Genomic DNA, 21,444 nt, shown 5'->3' on the forward strand with positions numbered 1-21,444 from the left:
GCGCCGGCGAGCCGAGCGGAGGCAGCGCGATGGGACGCGTGAGCGTTCGGATTTCCACTCCCGACGGGCAGAGCGACGGCACCCTCCACGTCCCCGACGGGGACGGCACGGGACCGGGCGTGCTGGTCTTTCCCGACGCCGGCGGAGCGCGAGAGACGATGCGGCGGCTCGCCGACCACCTCGCGAGCATGGGCTACGTCGCGCTGGTCCCGGACATCTACTACCGCGCGGGCGAGTGGCGACCGTTCGACGTGGCCACCCTCTTCACCGACAAGGACGAGCGGGCGCGGCTGGGGAGCCTCACGAGTGCGCTCACCAATGACCGGGTCATCGCCGATGCCGGCGCCTACGCCGATTTCCTGCTAGCACGTCCGGAAGTGACGGGATCCGCGATCGGCACCACCGGCTACTGCCTGGGCGGCCGCCTGTCGCTCATCACCGCGGGCGGGCTCGGGCGCAAGGTCGCCGCGGCCGCGTCGTTCCACGGTGGCCGCCTCGCCGTCGCCGACGATTCGTCGAGCCCGCATCTCGCGGCGGACCGGATCACCGCCACGGTCTATGTGGCCGCCGCAAAGGACGACAGATCGTTCACCGCCGAGCAGGCCGACCTGCTGGAAGGCGCGCTGACGAGCGCCGGAGTCGAGCACACCGTGGAGTTCTACGACGCTCATCACGGATTCGCGGTGCCGGACAATCCGACCTACGACGCGGAAGCGGAAGCCCGGCACTGGGAGGCGCTCCAGGAGCTCTACCGCGCCCATCTTCATTAGGCGTTGAGGACGACCACCATCTTGCCTTTGGCCTCATTGGCCTCCATCACGCGGTGTGCCTCGCGTACCTCCTCGAAGCGGAATACGCGTGACGGTTCGGCCCTGAGCCGGCCCGCCGCCACCTGCGCGGCGATCGCCTGCAGGGGAACGTCGGAGAGCGGGAAGCCGGGAGTTCCGAAGACGAAACTCCCGAAGAAGGTCAGGTAGACGCCGCTCGCCATTTGCAGCAGCGGATTGAAGTCGGGAATCGGGTCGAGGCCGCCCAGCCAGCCGGCCAGGCAGGCGCGGCCGCCGCGCCGGAGCATCGCCAGGGAGTCGAGGATGGTGCGGTTGCCCACCAGGTCGAGCACCGCGTCGAGTCGCTTGGCCTCGGCGATTCGCTGAGAGAGTTCGGGCCCTTCCAGTTCGGCGCGCTGTGCGCCGAGTTCCTCCAGCATGGCGAAGCGCTCGGGGTTGCGGGTGGTGGCGATGACTCGTGCGCCGGCGTTGCGGGCGAGGCTGAGTGCGGCCTGCCCGAAGGCGGAGGTCGCGCCGCGGATGAGCAGTTTCTGCCCTTGGACGATCTCCAGGTTGCGGAACAGGCAGGTCCAGGCCGTCGCATAGGTCTCCGGAATGGCCGCGAGCACCTCCCAGGGCAGATCGGACTCGATGAGTGCCACGTTCGACGCCGGGGCTCGGGTGTATTCGGCGTAGCTGCCGTTGATGGTGCGGCCCAGGCCGCCCATCAGCGCCGCGACCTTGGCACCGACGGGGAACTCACCGCCGGGGCAGGCCTTCACCAGACCGACGCACTCGATACCGATCACCTTCGCGGCCTCGGCCCATTCGCCCCTGCGCATGTGCATCTCGGCGTGGTTGATGCCGAACGCCTTGATGTCGATGACGACCTGACCGGCGACGGGCTCGGGGTCGGGCAGTTCGGTGTAGACGAGGCAGTCCGGTCCGCCGAATTTCTCGATGACGATGGCACGCATCACAGTCCTCCGGACGGTCGGCTCGTTGTCACGCTCCCGGCTTGACGTTGGCGAGGAAGTCCCGGATCAACGCGGCCACCTCCTCGACGGCGCTTTCCAGCAGGAAGTGACCGCCGTCGAGCAGATGGATCTCGGCGTCGGGAAGATCCTCAGCGAACGCGCGGGCCCCGTCCGGGCCGAAGATCGGGTCGCCACGGCCCCACACGGCCAGCAGCGGCACCTGACCGGCGCGAAGGTACTCGTGCAGGTGGGGGTAGAGCGGCGGGTTGGTCGCGTAGTCGAGGAACAGCTTCAGCTGGATCTGATCGTTGCCCGGGCGCGAGAGCAGCGCGAAGTCGTGATGCCACGTGTCGGGACTGACCAGCGTCTCGTCGGGAACCCCGATGACGTACTGCCACCTGGTGACATCGAGGGTGAACGCCTGCCGGATGGCGCTCTCGGTCTCCGGCGTCTGCTCGCGCTGGTAGTCCCAGATCGTCTTCCAGAAGCTCTCGACGAACCCGGCGTCATAGCCGTTGCCGTTCTGGGTGACGATGGCGGTGATCGCCTCCGGGCGCCGCAGCGCCAGCCGCCACCCGATCGGTGCGCCGTAGTCCTGGACGTAGATGGCGTACCGGACGACGCCGAGGTCGGCGAGCAGGTCTTCGGTGAGATCGGTCAGGGCGTCGAACGTGTAGTCGAACTCCTCGACCCCCGGCATATCGGAAAGACCGAACCCAAGATGATCCGGAGCGATGACGCGGTAACGGTCGGACAGCAACGGGATGAGGTCGCGGAACATGAACGAGCTGGCCGGGAAGCCGTGCAGCAACACGATCGCAGGAGCATCCGCAGGGCCGGCCTCCCGGTAGAAGAGCCGCCGACCACGGACCGTGCCGTACCGGTGATGAACGGCCGCCATCGCTCCCCCCGATCGAGCCGTTGACGGACCATCGTCACCCTTACCCCGGATGACGAGCCCAATCACCTGAGTCAGTTATCCGACTAACGATGGACAGCCGCCGCTCGAGTGGCTATGGTCTTCTTAGTCAGCCAACTGACTTACTTTTAAGGAGACAGACATGATCGTGGTAACGGGAGCGACCGGCAACGTCGGTGGACGGCTCGTCCAGCTACTCGCTACGGCGGGCGAGCAGGTGACGGCGGTCTCCCGGCGCGCCTCGGCCGCCGGCCTGCCGGAAGGCGTCCGGCACGTGCCGGCCGACCTGGACGATCCGGCGAGCCTCAAGCCCGCGCTCGAGGAGGCCGACGCGCTCTTCCTCCTCGTCGCCGGAGGCGACCCACAGGGCATCGTCGACGTCGCGAAGGGCGCCGGCCTGCGCCGGATCGTCCTGCTGTCCTCCCAGGGCGCAGGCACCCGGCCGGAGGCCTACCGCCACCCCCGCGCCTTCGAGGACGCCGTACGGGAGTCGGGCCTGGCCTGGACGATCCTCCGGCCCGGCGGATTCGACTCGAACGCCTACGCCTGGGCCGAGACGGTGCGCTCGGAGCGGATGGCCGCCGCGCCGTTCGGCGACGTCGGCCTGCCGACCGTCGACCCGGACGACATCGCCGAGGTCGCGGCCGGGGTCCTGATCGAGGACGGGCACGCCGGCCGGACGTACGAGCTCACCGGACCGGCCCCGACCACCCCCCGCGAGCGCGCCCAGGCGATCGCGGACGCGCTCGGGAGCCCCGTGCGGTTCGTCGAGCAGACCCGGGCGGAGGCCCGGGCGCAGATGCTGCAGTTCATGCCCGAACCCGTGGTGGAGGGCACGCTGGCCATCCTCGGCGAGCCGCTGCCCGCCGAGCAGCGCGTGAGCCCCGACATCGCGCACGTCCTCGGCCGCCCGCCCCGCTCGTTCGCCGACTGGGCGGCCCGCAACGTCGCCGCATTCCGCTGAGACCGGTTCTTCGGCCGGAGCCGGACCCGGCTCCGGCCCGTCAGGAAGGAACCTCCATGACCGCTCGCGGGACCCGGCGCCGCAGCACCGCGTCGCTGCCGTTGCCCTCCTCCGCCGAGGCATTCCTCGCCGAGCCGCACGTGGGCGCGCTGACGACCGTACGCCCCGACGGCACGCCGCACGTGGCACCCGTACGGTTCACCTGGGACGGCGCGACCGTACGGGTCATGACGGTCGCGTCGCGCCGCAAGGCCGCGAACGTCATCGCCGACCCCACCGGCCGTGCCGCGATCTGTCAGGTGGCGGGCCCCCGCTGGATCACGCTCGAGGGCTCGGCGACCGTGTCCGACGATCCGCGGCGGCTGGCCGACGGCATACGCCGATACGCCGACCGCTACGGGGCGCCGCCGCCCGCCCCCTCCGGCCTGGTCGTGATCGAGATCATGGTGGACCGGTTCATGGGCCTGTACTGAGATAGGCCAGGACGGCGAGGACGCGGCGGTGGCCGCTGCCGTCGGGGTGCAGACCGAGCTTGTCGAAGATGTTGCCGATGTGCTTGTTCACCGAGCCGTGGCTGATGGAGAGGTGCTCGGCGATCTCCGCGTTGGCGTGTCCTTCGGCCATGAGAGACAGCACCTCGCGTTCGCGTGGGGTGAGGGTGCGCAGTGGGTCGTCGGCCTTGCGGCGGACCAGCAGTTGGGCGATCACCTCGGGGTCCATGACGGTGCCGCCGTCGGCGACCCGGCGTAGCGCGTCGACGAACTCGGCCACCTTGCCGACCCGTTCCTTGAGGAGGTAGCCGACGCCGGCGCCGCCGTCGGACAGGAGGTCGACGGCATGGCTGTCCTCGACATACGCGGACAGCACGAGCACCGGAAGGCCCGGATGGATCCGGCGCGCTTCCACCGCGGCGCGCAGCCCTTCGTCGCGATGGGTCGGCGGCAGGCGTACGTCCATGACGAGCGCGTCGGGGCGGTCATCGGCGATGGCGGCCAGCAGGTCGTCGGCGTTGTCGGCGGCGACGGCCACGTCGATGCCCTCGGTCCGCAGCAGCAGGACCAGGCCTTCGCGCAGCAGTGCGTCGTCCTCGGTGATCACGACCCGCATGGCAGCTCCACTCGTAGTGCGGTCGGCCCGCCGGGCGGGCTGAGGAGTTCGGTACGGCCCTCGAGAGCGGCGACCCGTCGGCGGATGCCGGCGAGCCCGCTGCCGCCGTGCTCGTCGGCGCCGCCGCGGCCGTCGTCGGTCACCTCGATGACCAGTGTTCGGTCGCGTCCGGTCAGCCGTACGACGGCCTGCCCGGCGCCGCTGTGCTTGGCGACGTTGGTCAGCGCCTCGGCGATCGAAAAGTATGCCGCCGCCTCCACGGCCGCCGGGGCACGTGGAACGTCGGCGGTCTCCAGGACGCACGGGATCGGGCAGTGTGCGGCCAGCGCCGCGACGGCGCCGTCCAGGCCACGTTCGTCGAGGATGGGCGGGTAGATGGCACGGACGACCTGGCGCATGTGCGTCAGCGCGTCCGTGGCGGCGTTCTGGGCCCGTGACGCGAGCGCGCGCTGGTTCTCCGGCGCGGACTCCAGGGCCCGCTCGAGGATGCCGAGCTGCATCACGACGGCCACCAGGCGGTTCTGTGTTCCATCGTGCAGGTCGCGCTCGAGACGGCGGAGTTCGGCGGCGTGCGCCTCCAGCGCCGCCGCCCGCATGGCGGTGAGTTCGGTGACCCGTTCGCTCAGCCGCATCCGGTCGGTGGGCCGCAGCAGGGCCCGGCTCACCCGCGCGTCGAGGCGCGCGAGCCGCGGCAGGACGAGCAGGCCGAGGGCGGCATAGCCGACGGCGACGAACGGCGTGGTCAGCGCCGCGGGCCACGAGTCGACCGGCAGCCCGATCACGGACGGCGGACTGCCCGGCACCGCCCACCACCACAGCGGCATGGTCGCGGCGTTGAGCGCGGCGAGTGGCAGGCCCAGCGCGAGGTAGCCGCCGACCGTCCCGGTAAGGCCGTGGGTCGCGAGCCAGGCCAGGTCGCGGCCGGTCGCGGGATCGCCCAGCACGCTTCGCAGACGCGCCGCGAAGCCTCCCTCCACGCTCCGGTAGTGGCCGGGGACGGGCGTGTCCAGGAACGCGGAGGCACGACGCCGTTCGGTCCCGGCCAGGCGCCGCACTCCGCCCACGGCCGCGGGCAGCGCCGGCAGGCCGACGCCGATCAGCGACAACGCCCCGACCAGCAGGAGCCCGATCAGGGCGAACAGCGCCAGCAGGCCGGTCCCGAAGCCGACGAACAGGTACCGCATCGTGGATCGGATGGACGCCGGCCACCATGAGGTCGGCCGACGCCCGTCCTCGGTACTGATCACTCCTTCATTCTCGCCGCCGCGCCCAGGGCGGTGCCGACTCCACAATCGGAGCCCCCACGCGCCGCACCCCGAGGACACCCGTCCACGGGCTGTCCGGGCCCATCGGCCGGACCGTACGTTCACGCAGGTGAGCGAAGTTCCAATGGGAGACGCGTCGGCCATGCCGACGCGCGAGGACGCCATGGCCGCCGTACGGATGCGGGACGTTCGAAAGATCTATGGCCGCGGAGACGGAGCCGTCACCGCTCTGGCGGGCGTCACGTACGCCGTCGCGCGCGGCGACTTCATCGCGATCATGGGGCCGTCGGGATCGGGCAAGAGCACGTTCCTCAACTGCGCCGCGGGCCTCGACCGTCCCACCACCGGTGAGGTGCTGCTGGGCGAGACCGACCTGTCGGACCTGGACGAGACCGGACTGACCGCGTTGCGCCGGGAACGGATCGGCTTCATCTTCCAGGCCTACAACCTGATCGAGGCGCTCGACGTCGCCGACAACATCACGCTTCCGCTGCGGCTCGCGGACCGGCCCTCCGACCGGCGGTGGCTGGCGGAGATCCTCGAGCGGGTCGGGCTGACCGACCGGCGACGCCACCGTCCCGCAGAGCTGTCCGGCGGCCAACGGCAGCGCGTCGCGATCGCCCGGGCGCTGATCACCAGGCCGGACGTGGTCTTCGCCGACGAGCCCACCGGCGCACTGGACACCCGGTCCGGGCGCCAGGTCCTCACACTCCTGCGGCACCTTGTGGACGCGCTCGGCCAGACCGTGGTCATGGTGACCCACGATCCGGTCGCCGCGTCCTATGCCCGGCGTGTCGTGTTCCTGGCCGACGGACGGCTGGCCGGGCACCTGGACGCGCCGACTCCCGAACGCGTGGCGACCGCGATGACCCGCCTCGGGGAGTGGTGACCGTGCTGGACCTGGCCTGGAAGATGATCCGGGCGCACCGCAGCGGGCTCGTGGGCACGTTCGTCGCCCTGCTCGGCGCGTCGGCCCTGATCACCGCCTGCGGGATCATCCTGCAGTCGGGTCTGAGCGCCGGTGTCGCACCTCAGCGGTACGCGGGCGCGGCGGTCGTCGTCGGTGGACCGGCGAACGTCGCGGTGACGCGGAACGGCAAGACGAAGCACAAGCCGCTGACCGAACGGGCCACGCTGCCCGCCGCTCTCGTGGACCGGGTGGCGCGTGTCCGAGGCGTACGCGCGGCGATCGGGGACGTGAGCTTTCCCGCCGAGGTGATCGACCGGCACGGTGAACCCGTCACCGCCGGGGACGGGTCCCTGGGCCACGGGTGGGCCGCCGCGGCCCTGACTCCCGTCACGCTGGCCTCCGGGCGCCCGCCCACCACCGTCGGCGAGGTCGTGCTCGACGCGGTTCTCGCCCGCCGGGCGCGCGTGACCTCCGGCGACCGGACCCAGGTCATGGCCGGCAGCGCACCGGCGACCTACCAGGTGAGCGGCGTCGCCAGGTCACGTGGCGCGGACCGGCGCCCGGCCGTGTTCTTCGCCGACCCGGAGGCCGCACGGATCGCCGCCCGACCCGGAACCGTCGACGCCATCGGCGTGCTGGCCGCACCGCGTACCGACACCGGCGCCCTCACGGAACGCGTCGGCAAGGCCCTGCGCGGCACCCGCGCCACGGTCGCCACCGGCGCGGCACGCAGCCGCGTCGAGTTCCACGACGTACGACAGGCCCGCAGCGACCTTCAGGAGATGGCCGGAGCGCTCACCGGCGTGATCATCTTGGTCACGGTGCTGGTCGTCGCGAGCACGCTCACCCTCACCTTCCACCGGCGGCGACGCGAGATCGCGTTGCTGCGCGCCGTCGCGGCCACCCCACGGCAGATCAGCAAGATGATCGCCGCTGAAGTTCTCGTCGTGTCGCTCCTCGCGGCGGCGCTCGGCTGGGTCCCCGGTATCGCCGTGGCGTTCCTGCTGAAGGGCGCGCTGGGAGCCGTCGGGATGATCCCCGCCGACTTCGCGTTCTCAGTCGGCCCGCTGCCCGTCCTCGTCGCGCTGGTGACCTGCGTCGGCGTCGCCGAACTGGCCGCGTGGACCGTGATCCGCCGGGCCGTGCGCGTCCGCCCCATCGAGGCGCTCGGTGAGGCTGCGCTGGAACAGCGCGCCATCGGTGGTGCCCGTGCCGTGGCCGGTCTCGGGCTCCTGCTGGTCGGCGGCGCCGCCTCCCTGCTCCCGCTGTTCTTCGGAAGCGTGTTCGCGGTCGCGGGGGCCGGCTCGGGCGGGCTGATCATGGTCATCGCCGTGGCCCTGCTCGGCCCGCACGTCGTCAGGGCCACGACACGGGTGCTGGCCGGACCGCTGCAGCGCTCGTTCGGCACACCCGGCCACCTCGCGGTGGCCGGTGCGCGGGCCTCGTCGCGACGGCTGGCGGCGGCGATCTCGCCGCTGATCCTCATCGTCGGCTTCGCCCTCATCCAGCTCGGCCTGCCCACGACCATGGCCGCCGCCGCCCACCGGGACGCGATCCACGGGCTCCTCGCCGACCGGACTCTCGCGCGTAACGGAGGAGTGCCCGGAGACGCCGTCGAGGCGGCCCGGAACACCCCCGGCGTGCTGGCGGCCACCCCGGTCGTACGCTCCACCGTCTACGCGGCGATCACCATGCTGGGCGACCCGGAGGTCTTCGAATACCCGGCGCAGGGCATCGACACGCGGGGACTCGACCGCACGCTCGACCTCGGCGTTCAGTCCGGGAGGCTCGCTGACCTCACCAGCGGAACGGTCGCGATCAGCCGAGCCGCCGCGGGCACCCTCGGCGCTCGCGTCGGCTCCACCGTCCGGCTCTACCTCGGCGACGGCACACCCGTAACCCCGCGCGTCATCGCCGTCTACCACCGCGGAGCGGGCTTCGGCGACGTCACCCTGCCCCACCAGGATCTACTGCCCCACACCACCGGCCGGACCGACGAGGCCATCCTGGTCCGCACCCGCGCCGGCGCCTCGCTCGGCGACCTCGAACGACGCTACCCCGGCCTCACGGTCCAGGACCGCGATGACATCGCGGCCGCGCAGCGATCACAGCAGGACGGCACCATCCTCACCAGCGCACTGCCCCTGCTGATGGTCTTCGGCTACATCGCCGTGGCCGTCACCAACGCCCTCGCCCTCGCCGTCACCGGCCGAACCCGCGAATTCGCGCTGCTCCGCCTCATCGGCACCACCCGCCGCCAGGTCATGCGGATGATGCGCGCCGAAGCCGTACTGGTCGCCGTGATCGCCATCGTCATCGGGACCGCCGTGCCGCTGCTGCCCCTGGCCACGATCAGCTACGGCCTCACCGGCAACCCCGTGCCGTACGTCCCGCCGTCGCTGTACGCGGCGATCGCGGGCGGCGCGGCCGTGCTCGGAACCCTCTCCATCCTCATCCCGGCCCGAATCGCCCTGCGATCCCATCCGAAGGAGTCACTGTGAACGAAGAGAAGAACACGAACGGCCGCTCCGACCGCACCGAGTGGGCACCGCCGAAGGAACGCCCGATATGGCCGTGGATCCTGCTGGCCGTCGTCATCGTCGGGGTGCTCATCAACATCGCCCTCACCGCCGGATGACGACGTGATCGCACAGGCGCACCGCCGCCCCTACTCGTCGACGCCGTCGGCTTGGGCGTTGTTGATCTCGTTGGCGCGGTCGATCTCGGCCATGTGCTCCTCGGCCCAGGTCCGGACAGTGGCGAGCGCGACCTCGAGCGACAAGCCCAGGTCGGTGAGCCGGTAGTGCACCCGCGGCGGAACGGTCGGCTCCACTCGACGAGCGACCAGGCCGTCGCGAGTCAGGCTCTGCAAGGTCGCCGAAAGCATCTTCTGCGAGACGCCGGGCATCCGCCGCCGAAGCTCGGCGAACCGCACTTCGTGCGGGGCGGCCTCCGCGAGGACCTTGACGGCCATGGACGTCCATTTCGTGCCGATGCGATCGAGCAATCGACGGGTCGGGCACTCGGGATCGAAAAGGTCACCCCGCGTCCCCTTCCCCGTACGGGCTGGAGGGGAGGTCACCCGCAGCTCACCACCTGTCGCGAAAGTGCGGTCTTGGCCATGAAGAGGAGGTTACCTAACCTCTGCTTGTCACCATTGGTAACCGCGATTGAGGGAGACATCATGCCCGGCACAGCCCCGACGCCCACCCCCGGCCACTCCACGGCCGAGGTCTCCCTACACCGGGTCGCAGCCAACGGCATCGAGATCAACGTGGCGATCGCCGGGAACGGACCCGCCGTCCTGCTGCTCCATGGCTTCCCGCACACCTGGCGACTGTGGACCGAGGTCATCGCCGACCTCGCCCGGCACCACCGCGTTATCGCCCCGGACCTGCGAGGACTCGGCGCCACCACGAAAACCGTGGACGGCTACGACGCCGGCACCCTCGCGACCGACGCCGAAGAACTCCTCACCGCTCTGGGAGAACCATCGGCGGCGGTGGTCGGTATCGACGCAGGCACCCCTCCCGCATTCCTGTTCGCCATGCGGCACCCCGCCCGCGTACGGCGGCTCGTCCTCATGGAGTCGTTGCTGGGCCGATTGCCCGGCGCCGAGGACTTCCTTGTCAACGGTCCGCCGTGGTGGTTCGGCTTCCACTCGACTCCCGACCTTGCCGAGACGGTCTTGACCGGACACGAGGCGGACTACATCGACTGGTTCCTCACCATCGGCACCCACGGCCGCGGTGTGCCACGCGGGATCCGAGACGCCTTCGTCAGCGCCTACACCGGGCGTGACGCCCTGCGCTGCGCCTTCTCCTACTACCGAGCCGCACCCACCAGCGCACGACAGATCCAAGACGCCGTCGGCTCTGACCGCCTCACCGTGCCCACGATGGCCATCGGCGCGCACCCCGTGGGAAACGCACTCGAACAGCAGCTACGACCCATCACCGACGACCTCACCGGCCGGCTCATCGAGGACTGCGGCCACATCATCCCGCTGGACCGCCCGCACGCCCTGCTGCCACTGCTGACGTCCTTCTTCGCCGCGGACCAGCACTCCGGGAACCTGTAAGCACTCGCAAGCCGTCCACCTGGTGGTCCAGGCTCGTGATGTCGGTTAGAACCGGTGGGTGTCCGGCTGCGTCTATGCGGTCGGCGGTCGCGACTTCGTGAGCGGGGCATGGTGATGGCTGAGCCTTTGGCCTTAGGTGATCCTCGGCAGCTTGGTTCGTACTGGCTGGCAGGGCGGCTCGGCTCGGGCGGCCAGGGTGTCGTTTACGAGGGGTATGACGGCGCTGGCGGCCGGGTCGCGGTCAAGGCGTTGCGCGGTGATCTGGTCAGTAATGCCTTCCGTGATCAGTTGGGCCGGGAGGCGGAGGCGCTCGGGCGGGTGGCGTCGTACTGCACGGCGCGGATCATCGAGGTCGATCTCGACGATGTGCGGCCGTATCTGGTCAGCGAGTACGTGCCGGGTCCGGACCTGCACACCTGGGTGGAGCAGAACGGGCCGTACGGTCCCGGTGAGCTGGTCCGGCTGGCGATCGGCATCGCGACCGCGTTGTCGTCGATCCATCGCGCGGGGGTGACGCATCGCGATCTAAAACCGGCGAATGTGCTGTTGGGGCCCGATGGCCCGCGTGTCATCGATTTCGGTATCGCGCGGACCGAGGAGATGACGCGGAGCGCGACGGGGTTGAAGGGCACTCCGCGGTGGATGGCTCCGGAGCTGTTCCAGGGGGAGCGCGCCTCACCCGCCGTTGACGTGTGGGCGTGGGGTGCGATCGCGTTGTTCGCGGCGACGGGCCGGCCGCCGTTCGACGCGGAGGCGGGGAACATTCCGGCGCTGACCCACCAGATCCTTCACCATGAGCCCGATCTTGCCGTGCTGCCGGAGCCGCTGCGGTCCCTGGTCGGACGGGCGCTGTCCCGGAGCCCACAGCGGCGCCCCAGCGCCATGGAGCTGCTGGAGGGCCTGATCGGTGGCGAGGCCGGGGACTCTTCGCTGGAGGCGGGCGAGCGGGCCGCGGGGGCTCTTCCGGCGACCTCCGTCCCTCCGTCCCTGGCGGAGGTGGCCGAGGAGGCGTACGCCCGGCTTGGTCCGGATGCGCAGGCCGTGGTGCCGCGTGTGCTGCTGCGGATGATCAACGCGGTCTCGGACGCCGACCGCCTGCTCCGCAGGGTCGCCGTCGAGGAGTTCCTCGACGGTGAGACCGGTGAGCAGACCGTACGGCAGGTCCTCGACGCGTTGTGTGAGGCCGGGCTGCTGGTACGCGACGATGAGGTCTTCTCGCTCGCCACACCCGCGCTGGTGCGCGCCTGGCCGCCTCTGCGCGGGTGGGTGGAGGACGAACGCGACGCCCTGGACGTTCATCACCGGCTCGCCGACGGTGCGCGGCGCTGGCACGACCACGGCCGAAGAAGCGGAGATCTGCTGCTGGGCACGCCGCTGGATGAGGCCCTCAGCCATGCGGTGGCCGGCCGCCGGCACCTCACGCTCAACCTGCTCGAACGCTCCTTCCTCGACCACTCCGTACGAGCCGCCCGGCGCAGGAGCCGTAACCGTACCGTGGCGAGCGTGGCATTGGCGGTCCTGCTGGTCGTCGCCGGGACGACGGCCACCGTCGCGATCGCCCGGGGCCGTACCGTCGCCCGACAGCGCGACCAGGCCGTCGGCGCCCGGGTCGCGGGCCTCGCCGCCGCGATGCGCGGTACCGATCCGATCACCGCCAAGCGACTTGCGGTGGCCGCGGCGAGCCTGTGGCCCGACGGCTACGAGGCCCGGAACGCGCTGCTGACCGTGTACGACCAGCCGGAGCAGTACACCTACCGGCCCCCGGGGATCGACCGGACCTGGTACTCGACCGGGGACGCGACCGGGCATCTGCGGGCCTACATCCGCGGCAACGAGGTGAAGCTCGCCGACGTCGACGCGCGCACGGTGCGGACGTCGTTCCGGTTCTCGGGCAAGCCTCTGGACACCAGGTTCTCCTCCTCCGTCGCGTCGCTCAGCTCGGACGGCAGTGTCCTGTCGCTGGTCCGGCAGGACAACACGATCGCGACCTTCGACGCGGTGACCGGACGGCAGCTCCCGACGACGGTCCGTGCCTCCGGCTCTCTCCCGGAGCTCGACAGGCATGGCAGGCGACTGCTGGTCGGCGAGTCCGACGGCACGAGCGTGTGGGACACCGCGTCCGGAAAGCGGCTGTTGAAGATCCCCTACCCCGTCGGGGACGCGGACACCACGCCCGACGAGAAGTACCTGGTCACCACCCACGGGACCGCGGTGGACCAGTGGGACCTCGACACCGGACGAAAGGCGCATGCTCTGCGGCTGATCCCCGGCAAGAAGGAGATCTCGAACATGACGCTCAGCCCCGACGGCAGGCTCATCGCCCTGCGCCAGGGCGACCGGCTGTGGGTCGGGCCCTTCGACCGGCCCACCCCGTCGGCGATGGGGTTCCAGACCGTGGATTCCGATGGACGACCGGCCTTCAGCCCGGACAGCCGGTACGTGGCGGTCCAGGGCACGGTCTGGGACGCCTGGGCCTACCCGAGCTGGGCCCCCGGCCCGGAGGAACCGATCTTCAAGTACACCAGCCCCGGGTGCCGCTCCTCAGCGTTCGGGCCGGGGGGCCGAACGCTGCGCTGCGTCAACTACGAGAACGTCGTGACCGTGCTGTCCCTCGGCGCGATTCGCGACCCGGTCGACCTCTTCGATCCGGGCAACGATCCGAAACTGAGCCGGGACGGTTCGACCGTCGCAACGAACGATGGCGTCTCGCCCACAGTGGAGATCTGGGATCCGCTCAAACGGGTGCGGCGGAAAGCGCTGCCGTCCAGGGACCACGTCCTCGCGGATGAGCTGTCCACGGCCGGCCGGCTCTTGGCGGTGGCCCATCCGAACGGGGACATCGAGATCTGGGACGTCCCCTCCGCGACCAGGAAGGCCACCCTGGCGACACATCAGAACCTGGAGAACGAAGCCTCCGACGATGTCGTTCAGATCGCGTTCTCCCCCGATGACCGGACGCTGGCCTTTCTCACCCTCGGCGACGGGAAGGCGAGCCGGCTCGAACTGTGGGACATCGCATCGAGAACCCGGCGCGTCGCATCCACCGGGCAACCACCCGCAGGAGGTCAGGACGGTCTTCAGGCGGGTTTCCAGACCTTCGGCGTCCGGATCCTGTTCAGCGGCGACGGCCGGACGGTGGTGTCCGCCCCGGACCAGGGGGTCGTCGACGTCGCCACCGGCAGGCGGCTGACCGCCCCCGACTTCGCGGTCGGCACACCCGAGGCCGTGAGCAAGAACGGAATCGTCGCGGCGGCGAACGACGCCGACCATAAGATCTCGCTCTGGGACGGCAGGTCGCTACGGCGGGTGGACGACACCACCCTCAGCGGCTCTCCGGAGGCCCCGTCGGCCTTCTCCCCCGATGGGCGCGTCCTGGCCGTGGCGGATCAGACGACGAACCAGATCCGGCTGTGGGACCTCACCCGAAAACAGGCGCTCGGTGGCCCGCTCAACGGATTCTTCATCCCCGAGAAGTACAACGGCACCGGCATGATCACACGAGTGGCCTTCACCCCGGACGGATCGGCCGTCCTCGCCGTCGACACCGCTGGCCGCCTCCGCACCCACCTGGTCGCCCCCGGCAAGATCAAGGCCGCCCTCTGCGCCCAGTTCGGCCCGCTGCCCAGGACAGTCTGGAAGACCCACATCCCCGAAATCCCCTACCGAAACACCTGCTGACTCATCCCGATCACCGAGACGGCTATTGGTTCATGATCCGGTTTTCCCAGCACCAAGCGGCGATTTCTACCCGGTTGCGGACGCCGAGTTTGTGCTGGATGCGGGTGATATGGGTCTTCACTGTGCTGAGCGAGATGAACAGTTCGGCGGCGATTTCCTGATTGGTGCGTCCCTTGGCGATGTTGCGGGCGATGTCGAGTTCTCGTTCCGAGAGCCGGCTCCCGGCTCCGGCGTCCGGGTGCCGGGTGGACGCGAGCTGACGGAGGAGGCGGACGGTGATCGACGGGGAGATCAGGGCGTCGCCGCCGGCGGCGGCTCGGACGGCCTCGATGAGGAGGGCGGGTCCGGCGTCCTTGAGCAGGAAGCCCACCGCGCCGGCGTGCAGCGCACCGTAGACGTATTCGTCGGTGTCGAAGGTGGTGACGATCACGACGCGGAGCGGGTCGGCGACGCCCGGACCGGCCAGCGTACGGGTGACCTCGATGCCGTCCAGGCCCGGCATGCGGATGTCGACGAGGCATACGTCCGGGCGGAGTTCCCGGGCGAGGGCCACGGTCTGGATGCCGTCCGCGGCCTCTGCTGTCACGGTGATGCCGGGCTGGCTTTCGAGGATGAGCCGAAAACCACTGCGGACCATGGCTTGATCATCGGCCAGCAGGACACGTAGGGTCACGGCCGGCCTTGCGCGGGGACGGGCAGGCTGGCCTGGACCGCCCAGCCCGCTTCAGGCAGCGGCCCCGCGCGGAGCCTGCCGCCGAGTGCCTCGACGCGCTCTCGCATCCCGACCAGCCCGTAGCCGCCGGTGGGCCGGGAGTGTCGGGAGGCGGTGGCGGGGGCGTTGTCGATCACCTCGACTCTGACCTGTTGGGGGTCGTGGGTGACGGTGACGGTGACCGAGCGGGCGCCGGGGGCGTGGCGGGTGATGTTGGTCAGCGCCTCCTGCACGACCCGGTACACGGTGCTGGCCACCTCAGGCGGCCAGGCGGGGGCTGGCGGGAGCCGCAGATCGACCACCGGGCCGTGTTCGGCGAATCGCTCCACGAGCCGGCTGATCGGCTCAGGCGTCGGCGGGACACCGCCCGTGTCGTCCGGATCGCGCAGCAGCCCGACGAGCTGCCGGATCGCGGCCAGTGTCTCAGCGCCGGCGGTCTCGACGCTGCCCAGCGCCGACCGCAACGTCTCAGCGTGGTCCTTTCCGGCGAACCGGGCGGCCTGGGCCTGGACGACCATGCCGGTGACGTGGTGGGCGACCACGTCGTGCAGTTCTCTGGCCAGCTCAAGCCGCTCCTCGCGCCGTACCGTCGCCAGCGTCTCGCGGTGGAGGAAGTCGAGATAGCGGAGATAGAGGCCGACCGCGAGCGCGGCAGACCACAGGGTGGCCCCGGCCAGCGCCCAATAGACCCGGTTGTCGAACAGGCCGTGGGGCCCGGCGGTCTCACTTACCCCGATCACGAGCGTGCCGCCGACGCCGATGACGGCGGCGAGGCGCGGCGGCAGCGTCCGCACCGCCGCGGCGCCGAGTACGAGCAGGCCGACGAGCCCGCCGCCGAACAGCGGCCCCGGAGGGACGGCCCCCAGCGCGACCGCGAGTCCGGCTGCGGCGAACAGGACCAGGCCGGTCATCGCCGCCCATGCCCGGTTCCGTCCGCGTAGCAGGGCGGTCGCGCAGATCACGATGCCGACGCCGAGACCGAACGGCCAGCCCCTGCCGGCCTTGGCGATCACCAGCGCGTTGAGGGCGATCACTATCGCCATCGCCGCGCCCAGCACCGCCTCGGCCCCCGTCCCGGCCTGCCGGGCCAGGCGCTTGAGCACGTCCATGCCGCCAGGTTACGGCTGCGCCGCATCCGGCCATGTCCGCCGAAAGTACGAATCCGGGCAGCGCGGCAAGCCGACTTCCGGCCGATACCGCGACAAGGTCCCGCTCGGCGAGCGTGGGCACATGATCCCAGTCCACGGCCGTTCAGCCGCGCTGATGCGCGTATGCCGTGCCCGCCACGTGCCAGAGAGGAACCGATGAGACAGCAGAGCGTGCCCGCCACCGACCTGGAGTTGATCCGGTTGGACGGTGTGACCAAGCAGTACGACAATGCCGCGGCACCCGCGGTCGTGGACGTCGACTTGGCAGTGCGTGCCGGCGAGGCGGTCGCGATCATGGGGCCGTCCGGCAGCGGCAAGTCGACGCTGCTCAACCTGATCGCGGGAATGGACCGGCCGACCAGCGGCACGGTGCAGGTCGGCCAGGACCGCGTGGACAAGATGAACGAGACCGCCGCCGCCAAGTACCGGCGGCGCCAGGTCGGCATGATCTTCCAGTTCTTCAACCTGCTCGACGACATGACCGTCATGGACAACATCCTGCTGCCCGCCCAGCTCGCCGGGGGCCGGTCGGACGGCGCGCGGCAGCGGGCCGACCAGCTACTGGACAGGCTCCGGCTGAACCACCGCCGCGACGCCTACCCGGCGCGGCTGTCCGGCGGTGAGCGGCAGCGGGTGGCGATCGCCCGGGCCCTGATCAACCGGCCCGCGCTGCTGCTCGCCGACGAGCCGACCGGTGCGGTGGACACCAGGGCCGGCGAGGAGATCGGCGCACTGCTGCTGGATCTGAACTCGACCGGGCAGACGCTGATCCTGGTCACGCACAACCCGGAGCTGGCCGCCAGGTACGCGAGCCGGGTGATCTCCGTCGCCGACGGCCGGATCAGGTCGGACTCGGCAGGTCCCGTGGGCGCGCCCGACACGGGGGGCCGGCGATGACCGCGGTCCTCCGCACGGCCCTCAGCGGCCTGCGCGGGCGCCGCCTGCAGGCACTGATCATCGGTGTCGTCATGCTGTCGGCCACCGCGACCTCGACGGTCGCGCTGGGGTTGCTCGCCAACGCCCACGGCGCGTTCGACCGCGCGTTCGCCGAGCAGAACGGCGCCCACATCACCGTCACCGTGAACGCCTCGGTCGCCGACGTCGGCCGGCTTGCCGCGACGTCCCGGCTCTCGGGTGTGACGGCTGCGTCCGGCCCGTTCGGCGAGGTCGAGGTGAACGCGCGGGTCACGGTTCCCGGAGTACCCGGCTCGTCGACGACGCCGCTCCGGATCGTCGGCCGGTCCGCCCCGAGCGGCCCGGTGGATCACATCACGCTGCTCGACGGCCACTGGCCGGCCGGCGACGGGCAGATCGTCGTCGACCGAGGCAACGGGGTGTTCACCGGGTCGACTCTCACCGTCGGCTCGCAGACGCTGACCGTGGTCGGCACCGCGAACTCGATCACCCACACCGCCGCTGGCTGGGTGACGCCGTCCCAGATCGCCTCGCTCCGGAGCGTGGGGGGAACCGGGGAGGCTCAGATGCTCTACCGGTTCACCCACGCGGAGTCGCAGTCCGCGGTCGCCGCCGACATCACCGCGGTACGGTCGGCGCTGCCGGGCGGCGCGGTGCTCGGCAGCGCGTCCTATCTGGACGTTCGGCAGGCGGAACAGGCCGGGATCCAGCCGTGGGTGCCGTTCATCATCGCGTTCGGCGTGATCGCGCTGGTGATCTCGGTGCTGATCGTGGTGAACGTGGTGGCCGGTGCGGTGATCGCCGGAACCACGCGCATCGGTGTGCTCAAGTCGATCGGCTTCAGCCCGGTGCAGGTGGTCGCCTCGTACGCGCTGCTGGTGCTGGTTCCGGCGGTGGTCGGCTGCGCCATCGGCGTCGTGGCCGGGAACCTGCTGGCGGTACCCATGCTCGAGGTGAACGCGCACGTCTACCAGGTGGGGACGCTGAGCGTCCCGCTGTGGGTCGACGTCCTGGTTCCGCTGGCGGCACTCTCGCTGACGGCGGTCGGCGGGGTCCTTCCCGCGCTGCGGGCGGGCCGGATGAGCGCCATCCAGGCGATCGCCACCGGCCGTGCTCCCCGGCCGGTCCACGGCTTCTTCGCGCACCGGGCCGCGGCGCGCCTGCGGTCACTCCCTCGGTCGGTCACGCTCGGCCTGGCCGCGCCGGCCGCCCGGCCCGCGCGGACGGTGACGACCTGGGTGGTCATCGTGTTCGGCACCGCGGCCGTGACGTTCGGCATCGGGCTGGGGTCGACGCTGATCCGGGTCGGCGACGACTCGCCGTACTCGCGCATGCCGGTGCAGGTGTCGGGCCGCGCGGGCGGCCAGGCCCCCTCCCTGAGCGACGCGCAGCGGCACGCCGTCGAGACGGCGCTGAAAGCCCAGGCCGGAACGCGGTACTACATGACCGAGACCGACGAGAAGTTCAGCCTGCCCGGCGTGGCGCAGAAGGCGGCCGCCGTCGCCTACGGCGACACCCCGTCCTTGAGCGGGATTCCGCTGATCTCCGGCCGCTGGTACTCCACCTCCTCGGGAGCCGCGGAGGTGGACGTGAACACACTGTTCCTCACCGACACCGGCACCTCGGTCGGGTCGACGTACACACTGATCTCCGGCCGGCACCGGCTGACGGTCCGGATCGTGGGCGAGGTGTTCAAGACCGGCAGTCAGCCCGCCCTGTACCTGAGCCCGGCCACCCTCTCCCGCTTCGACCCTGGTGCGCAGCCGCAGTACTTCGACGTGGCCCTCCAGCCCGGCACCAGCGCGCAGGCGTACGCCAACAACGTGTCGGCGGCGCTCGGCCGCTCCTACCGCGCCACCTCTTCCCAGGCGTCGACCACGCAGTTCCTCGCCGTGCTCACCTTGATCACGATGCTCACGATCCTGATCACGGTGGTCGCCGGCCTCGGCGTGCTGAACACCGTGGCGCTGCAGGTCCGCGAGCGAGCTCACGACATCGGCGTGTACAAGGCGATCGGCATGACGCCGCGGCAGACCCTCTTCATGGTGGTGTGCTCGGTCGCCAGCGTCGGGCTGGTCGCCGGAATCGTCGGAGTCCCCGCCGGAGTCTTCCTGCACCATGCCGTGGTGCCGGTGATGGCGCACGCCGCGAACTCCGGGTACCCGCTGTCCCTGCTGTCGGTGTACTCCCCGTGGGAGCTGATCCTGCTGGGACTCGCCGGGTTGGTCATCGCGATCGTCGGCGCACTCGGCCCAGCCGGCTGGGCGGCGAAGGCCGGAACGGCATCCGCCCTGCGCGCCGAGTAGTAGTTGTAGGGTCCGCGATTCGATGAGCACTGGTTCCTGCTAGGACGCCGGAATCCGGGGCGGCTGAGCACCATGTCTGTCGGCTCTTCGTGCGCAATAGGAGCCCGCCCCTGCTCGTCCATGTCACAGACAGTTAAGACCAATGAGGCGCGTGACCGCTGTTGACCCTGATCACCGGGGCTGATGGCACGGCCGGAGCTGCGCAGCGGCCATGGCGGCTTTGCTCATTGCATCCCTCGCGGGGTCCAGGGGCGGCGGAGCCCCCGGCAGCGCGCTCAATCAGTCGTCATCTAAAGACCTTGAAAGGCCGAGGTTCCTGGCCTCATGCTCCGTGATCACGCGGTCGTCAGGGGGCTGGGTGTTCAGGCTTTGATGTACCGCTTGCGTGGAAACAGACTGGCGAGTCTTGGCAGGTGTTGTTGGATCTCGGCGAGGCTGTCGAGGTCCCATCGTGGGCCGAGAGCTTGAGGAGTGCTGAGGCTGTGGTGGTCGCGTGCTGCGAGTGCGTCCTCAATGCTGTCCTCCTGGCCGGTGATCTGATCGTGGACCCGGCTGGCCACGTAGGCGAGTTCTTCCCATTGAGGCCACTCGGTGTCCGTCCACTCACTGGTGCTGCGGCCCGCCAGAGCGCATACAGCGGGAATGTCGGCGAGATTGTTAGGGTCCTTGGCTGCGTGCTGCCACCAGTGTCGGCCTTGGCCGATCAACCACGGCTGGAAGTACCAGAAACCGTCGCCGCTGCACAGGCCGTCCATGATCTGGTAGGCGGCACCCCACATGGCGTAGGTGTCAATCGGGCGGCGTGCGGCATCCAGGTGCATCTGGAAGTCCACGACATGGGTTAGCGAGATACGGCTGAGCCGGTCCTGCAACCAGCGGGTGCGTTGGTCGCGATCAGTGGTCTCCCGGGCTGAGCGCTCAAGGAACTGCCAGAAGTCCTCAATGTCCATGCGGGCGACGGTAACGGCTGCTGGTGACAACGCTCCGAGGTGAAGGGCTGGAGAGAGTCCGCGGTGGTTCTTCGTCCGGTGGTGCCGCTCGACCGGCGCGGCGGCGGGTCATGAGGCCGATTCTCTGCACTTATCGAGTCGCCTGGTCAATCCAGTGGATCATTCCCTGTTCACCGTGGCATGCTCGCGGCGTGGACGGCAAGCTCATCGAACGACCGGCGGACACGGCCGCATGAGTGCGCCGAACCATCCGGTCGGCAGCGACCGGCCCTGGCCCACCGACAAGCTGAACGCGTTGCGCCTCGGCCAGCGGTTGGTCACCGAGGTCCCAGCATCCCAGCCCGGTCGGCGAGCGTTCATCGACATCACCCCGCTCACCACCTCCGACGACACCCAAGCCCGCAGACAAGGCTGGAAACCAGCCGATCACGCCCGCACGTTCCGCCTGCAGCACTGGGACTACGATGCCGAGCACATCGACGGCTTTGACTACGACACCGGAGCCGTCCTGATCCGCGCCACCACAGCCGCCGACGAGGCCGAGCTGGCCACGACACTCAAAGCGTGGCAGCTACACCCCGAACAGTTCCTCTATCCCTGGCAGACCGACGATCCGAGATAGCCGCACCGGAGCGAGAGTCAGAACAACTCATCCACAGGTCTTAACTACTGCTCACGGTCGCACGTTGCAGGCCCAGATCCACCCGGTTACCACGGTTATCGACTCCCTCACCTAGCGCCGCAT

Annotated in this window: 19 protein-coding genes; 11 read left to right on the forward strand and 8 right to left on the reverse strand. The window is 70.4% G+C overall.

Annotated elements, in window-relative coordinates:
• The first annotated feature begins 38 nt into the window (after positions 1 to 38).
• Complete coding sequence (locus ACQP2O_RS54855; protein WP_433178725.1) at positions 39 to 770, forward strand: dienelactone hydrolase family protein; 732 nt, start codon at positions 39 to 41, stop codon at positions 768 to 770.
• Here ACQP2O_RS54855 and ACQP2O_RS54860 read toward each other — a convergent pair.
• A complete protein-coding gene (locus ACQP2O_RS54860; RefSeq protein WP_433178727.1) occupies positions 767 to 1,744 on the reverse strand; it encodes a zinc-binding alcohol dehydrogenase family protein in 978 nt (325 codons plus the stop codon). The genes ACQP2O_RS54855 and ACQP2O_RS54860 overlap by 4 nt on opposite strands.
• Before the next feature lie 28 nt (positions 1,745 to 1,772).
• Positions 1,773 to 2,645 carry an alpha/beta fold hydrolase gene (locus tag ACQP2O_RS54865; RefSeq protein ID WP_433178729.1) on the reverse strand — a complete coding sequence of 291 codons (873 nt, stop codon included), beginning with the start codon at positions 2,643 to 2,645 and terminating at the stop codon, positions 1,773 to 1,775.
• Between the two features lie 160 nt (positions 2,646 to 2,805).
• Between ACQP2O_RS54865 and ACQP2O_RS54870 the strand changes: the two genes are divergently transcribed.
• A complete protein-coding gene (locus ACQP2O_RS54870) occupies positions 2,806 to 3,627 on the forward strand; it encodes an NAD(P)H-binding protein (protein WP_433178731.1) in 822 nt (273 codons plus the stop codon).
• A gap of 56 nt (positions 3,628 to 3,683) precedes the next feature.
• On the forward strand, positions 3,684 to 4,100 hold the full coding sequence (locus ACQP2O_RS54875; RefSeq protein WP_433178733.1) for a TIGR03618 family F420-dependent PPOX class oxidoreductase: 417 nt from the start codon (positions 3,684 to 3,686) through the stop codon (positions 4,098 to 4,100).
• Here the strand turns inward: ACQP2O_RS54875 and ACQP2O_RS54880 are convergent.
• Both ACQP2O_RS54880 and ACQP2O_RS54885 read right to left on the reverse strand, forming a co-directional pair.
• The gene (locus ACQP2O_RS54880; RefSeq protein ID WP_433178735.1) at positions 4,084 to 4,734 is read right to left on the reverse strand and encodes a LuxR C-terminal-related transcriptional regulator; all 651 of its coding nucleotides are present in this window, start codon (positions 4,732 to 4,734) and stop codon (positions 4,084 to 4,086) included. The genes ACQP2O_RS54875 and ACQP2O_RS54880 overlap by 17 nt on opposite strands.
• Positions 4,722 to 5,981 carry a sensor histidine kinase gene (locus tag ACQP2O_RS54885; protein WP_433178736.1) on the reverse strand — a complete coding sequence of 420 codons (1,260 nt, stop codon included), beginning with the start codon at positions 5,979 to 5,981 and terminating at the stop codon, positions 4,722 to 4,724. The genes ACQP2O_RS54880 and ACQP2O_RS54885 overlap by 13 nt, the downstream gene beginning before the upstream one ends.
• Positions 5,982 to 6,108: 127 nt before the next feature.
• Between ACQP2O_RS54885 and ACQP2O_RS54890 the strand changes: the two genes are divergently transcribed.
• From ACQP2O_RS54890 to ACQP2O_RS54900, 3 genes are read left to right on the forward strand one after another with little or no spacing between them, the layout of a single operon-like run.
• Positions 6,109 to 6,888 (forward strand): ABC transporter ATP-binding protein, encoded by a 780-nt coding sequence (locus ACQP2O_RS54890; protein WP_433178739.1) that lies wholly within the window; start codon positions 6,109 to 6,111, stop codon positions 6,886 to 6,888.
• Positions 6,885 to 9,410, forward strand: coding sequence for an FtsX-like permease family protein (locus tag ACQP2O_RS54895; protein WP_433178741.1), 2,526 nt, complete (start codon positions 6,885 to 6,887; stop codon positions 9,408 to 9,410). Before ACQP2O_RS54890 ends, ACQP2O_RS54895 begins: the two co-directional genes overlap by 4 nt.
• Positions 9,407 to 9,547 carry a hypothetical protein gene (locus tag ACQP2O_RS54900; protein WP_433178743.1) on the forward strand — a complete coding sequence of 47 codons (141 nt, stop codon included), beginning with the start codon at positions 9,407 to 9,409 and terminating at the stop codon, positions 9,545 to 9,547. Before ACQP2O_RS54895 ends, ACQP2O_RS54900 begins: the two co-directional genes overlap by 4 nt.
• 30 nt (positions 9,548 to 9,577) lie before the next feature.
• Here the strand turns inward: ACQP2O_RS54900 and ACQP2O_RS54905 are convergent, their stop codons facing one another.
• The gene (locus ACQP2O_RS54905) at positions 9,578 to 9,991 is read right to left on the reverse strand and encodes a winged helix-turn-helix transcriptional regulator (protein ID WP_433178745.1); all 414 of its coding nucleotides are present in this window, start codon (positions 9,989 to 9,991) and stop codon (positions 9,578 to 9,580) included.
• A gap of 102 nt (positions 9,992 to 10,093) precedes the next feature.
• Between ACQP2O_RS54905 and ACQP2O_RS54910 the strand changes: the two genes are divergently transcribed.
• Together ACQP2O_RS54910 and ACQP2O_RS54915 are read left to right on the forward strand one after the other, a co-directional pair.
• Positions 10,094 to 10,990, forward strand: a complete 897-nt coding sequence (locus tag ACQP2O_RS54910; RefSeq protein ID WP_433178747.1) for an alpha/beta fold hydrolase — start codon at positions 10,094 to 10,096, stop codon at positions 10,988 to 10,990.
• 114 nt (positions 10,991 to 11,104) lie between these two features.
• A complete protein-coding gene (locus ACQP2O_RS54915) occupies positions 11,105 to 14,668 on the forward strand; it encodes a protein kinase domain-containing protein (RefSeq protein WP_433178749.1) in 3,564 nt (1,187 codons plus the stop codon).
• 22 nt (positions 14,669 to 14,690) lie between these two features.
• Here ACQP2O_RS54915 and ACQP2O_RS54920 read toward each other — a convergent pair whose 3' ends face one another.
• Positions 14,691 to 15,341 (reverse strand): response regulator, encoded by a 651-nt coding sequence (locus ACQP2O_RS54920; protein WP_433178751.1) that lies wholly within the window; start codon positions 15,339 to 15,341, stop codon positions 14,691 to 14,693.
• Entirely contained in the window at positions 15,338 to 16,489 is a 1,152-nt protein-coding gene (locus ACQP2O_RS54925) for a sensor histidine kinase (protein ID WP_433178753.1), read from the reverse strand. The genes ACQP2O_RS54920 and ACQP2O_RS54925 overlap by 4 nt, the downstream gene beginning before the upstream one ends.
• 195 nt (positions 16,490 to 16,684) lie before the next feature.
• Here ACQP2O_RS54925 and ACQP2O_RS54930 point away from each other — a divergent pair, with 195 nt between their 5' ends.
• Together ACQP2O_RS54930 and ACQP2O_RS54935 are read left to right on the forward strand one after the other, a co-directional pair.
• Complete coding sequence (locus ACQP2O_RS54930) at positions 16,685 to 17,425, forward strand: ABC transporter ATP-binding protein (protein ID WP_433178755.1); 741 nt, start codon at positions 16,685 to 16,687, stop codon at positions 17,423 to 17,425.
• The gene (locus ACQP2O_RS54935) at positions 17,422 to 19,749 is read left to right on the forward strand and encodes an ABC transporter permease (RefSeq protein ID WP_433178757.1); all 2,328 of its coding nucleotides are present in this window, start codon (positions 17,422 to 17,424) and stop codon (positions 19,747 to 19,749) included. Before ACQP2O_RS54930 ends, ACQP2O_RS54935 begins: the two co-directional genes overlap by 4 nt.
• Positions 19,750 to 20,111: 362 nt before the next feature.
• Here the strand turns inward: ACQP2O_RS54935 and ACQP2O_RS54940 are convergent, their stop codons facing one another.
• Positions 20,112 to 20,699 (reverse strand): DUF4240 domain-containing protein, encoded by a 588-nt coding sequence (locus tag ACQP2O_RS54940; RefSeq protein WP_433178759.1) that lies wholly within the window; start codon positions 20,697 to 20,699, stop codon positions 20,112 to 20,114.
• Positions 20,700 to 20,853: 154 nt separating this feature from the next.
• Here ACQP2O_RS54940 and ACQP2O_RS54945 point away from each other — a divergent pair, with 154 nt between their 5' ends.
• The gene (locus tag ACQP2O_RS54945) at positions 20,854 to 21,321 is read left to right on the forward strand and encodes a hypothetical protein (RefSeq protein WP_433178761.1); all 468 of its coding nucleotides are present in this window, start codon (positions 20,854 to 20,856) and stop codon (positions 21,319 to 21,321) included.
• The last annotated feature ends 123 nt before the right edge of the window (positions 21,322 to 21,444 follow it).

Origin of the sequence: Actinoallomurus sp. CA-150999 (assembly GCF_050942425.1) — a bacterium.
Taxonomy (GTDB): Bacteria; Actinomycetota; Actinomycetes; order Streptosporangiales; family Streptosporangiaceae; genus Actinoallomurus.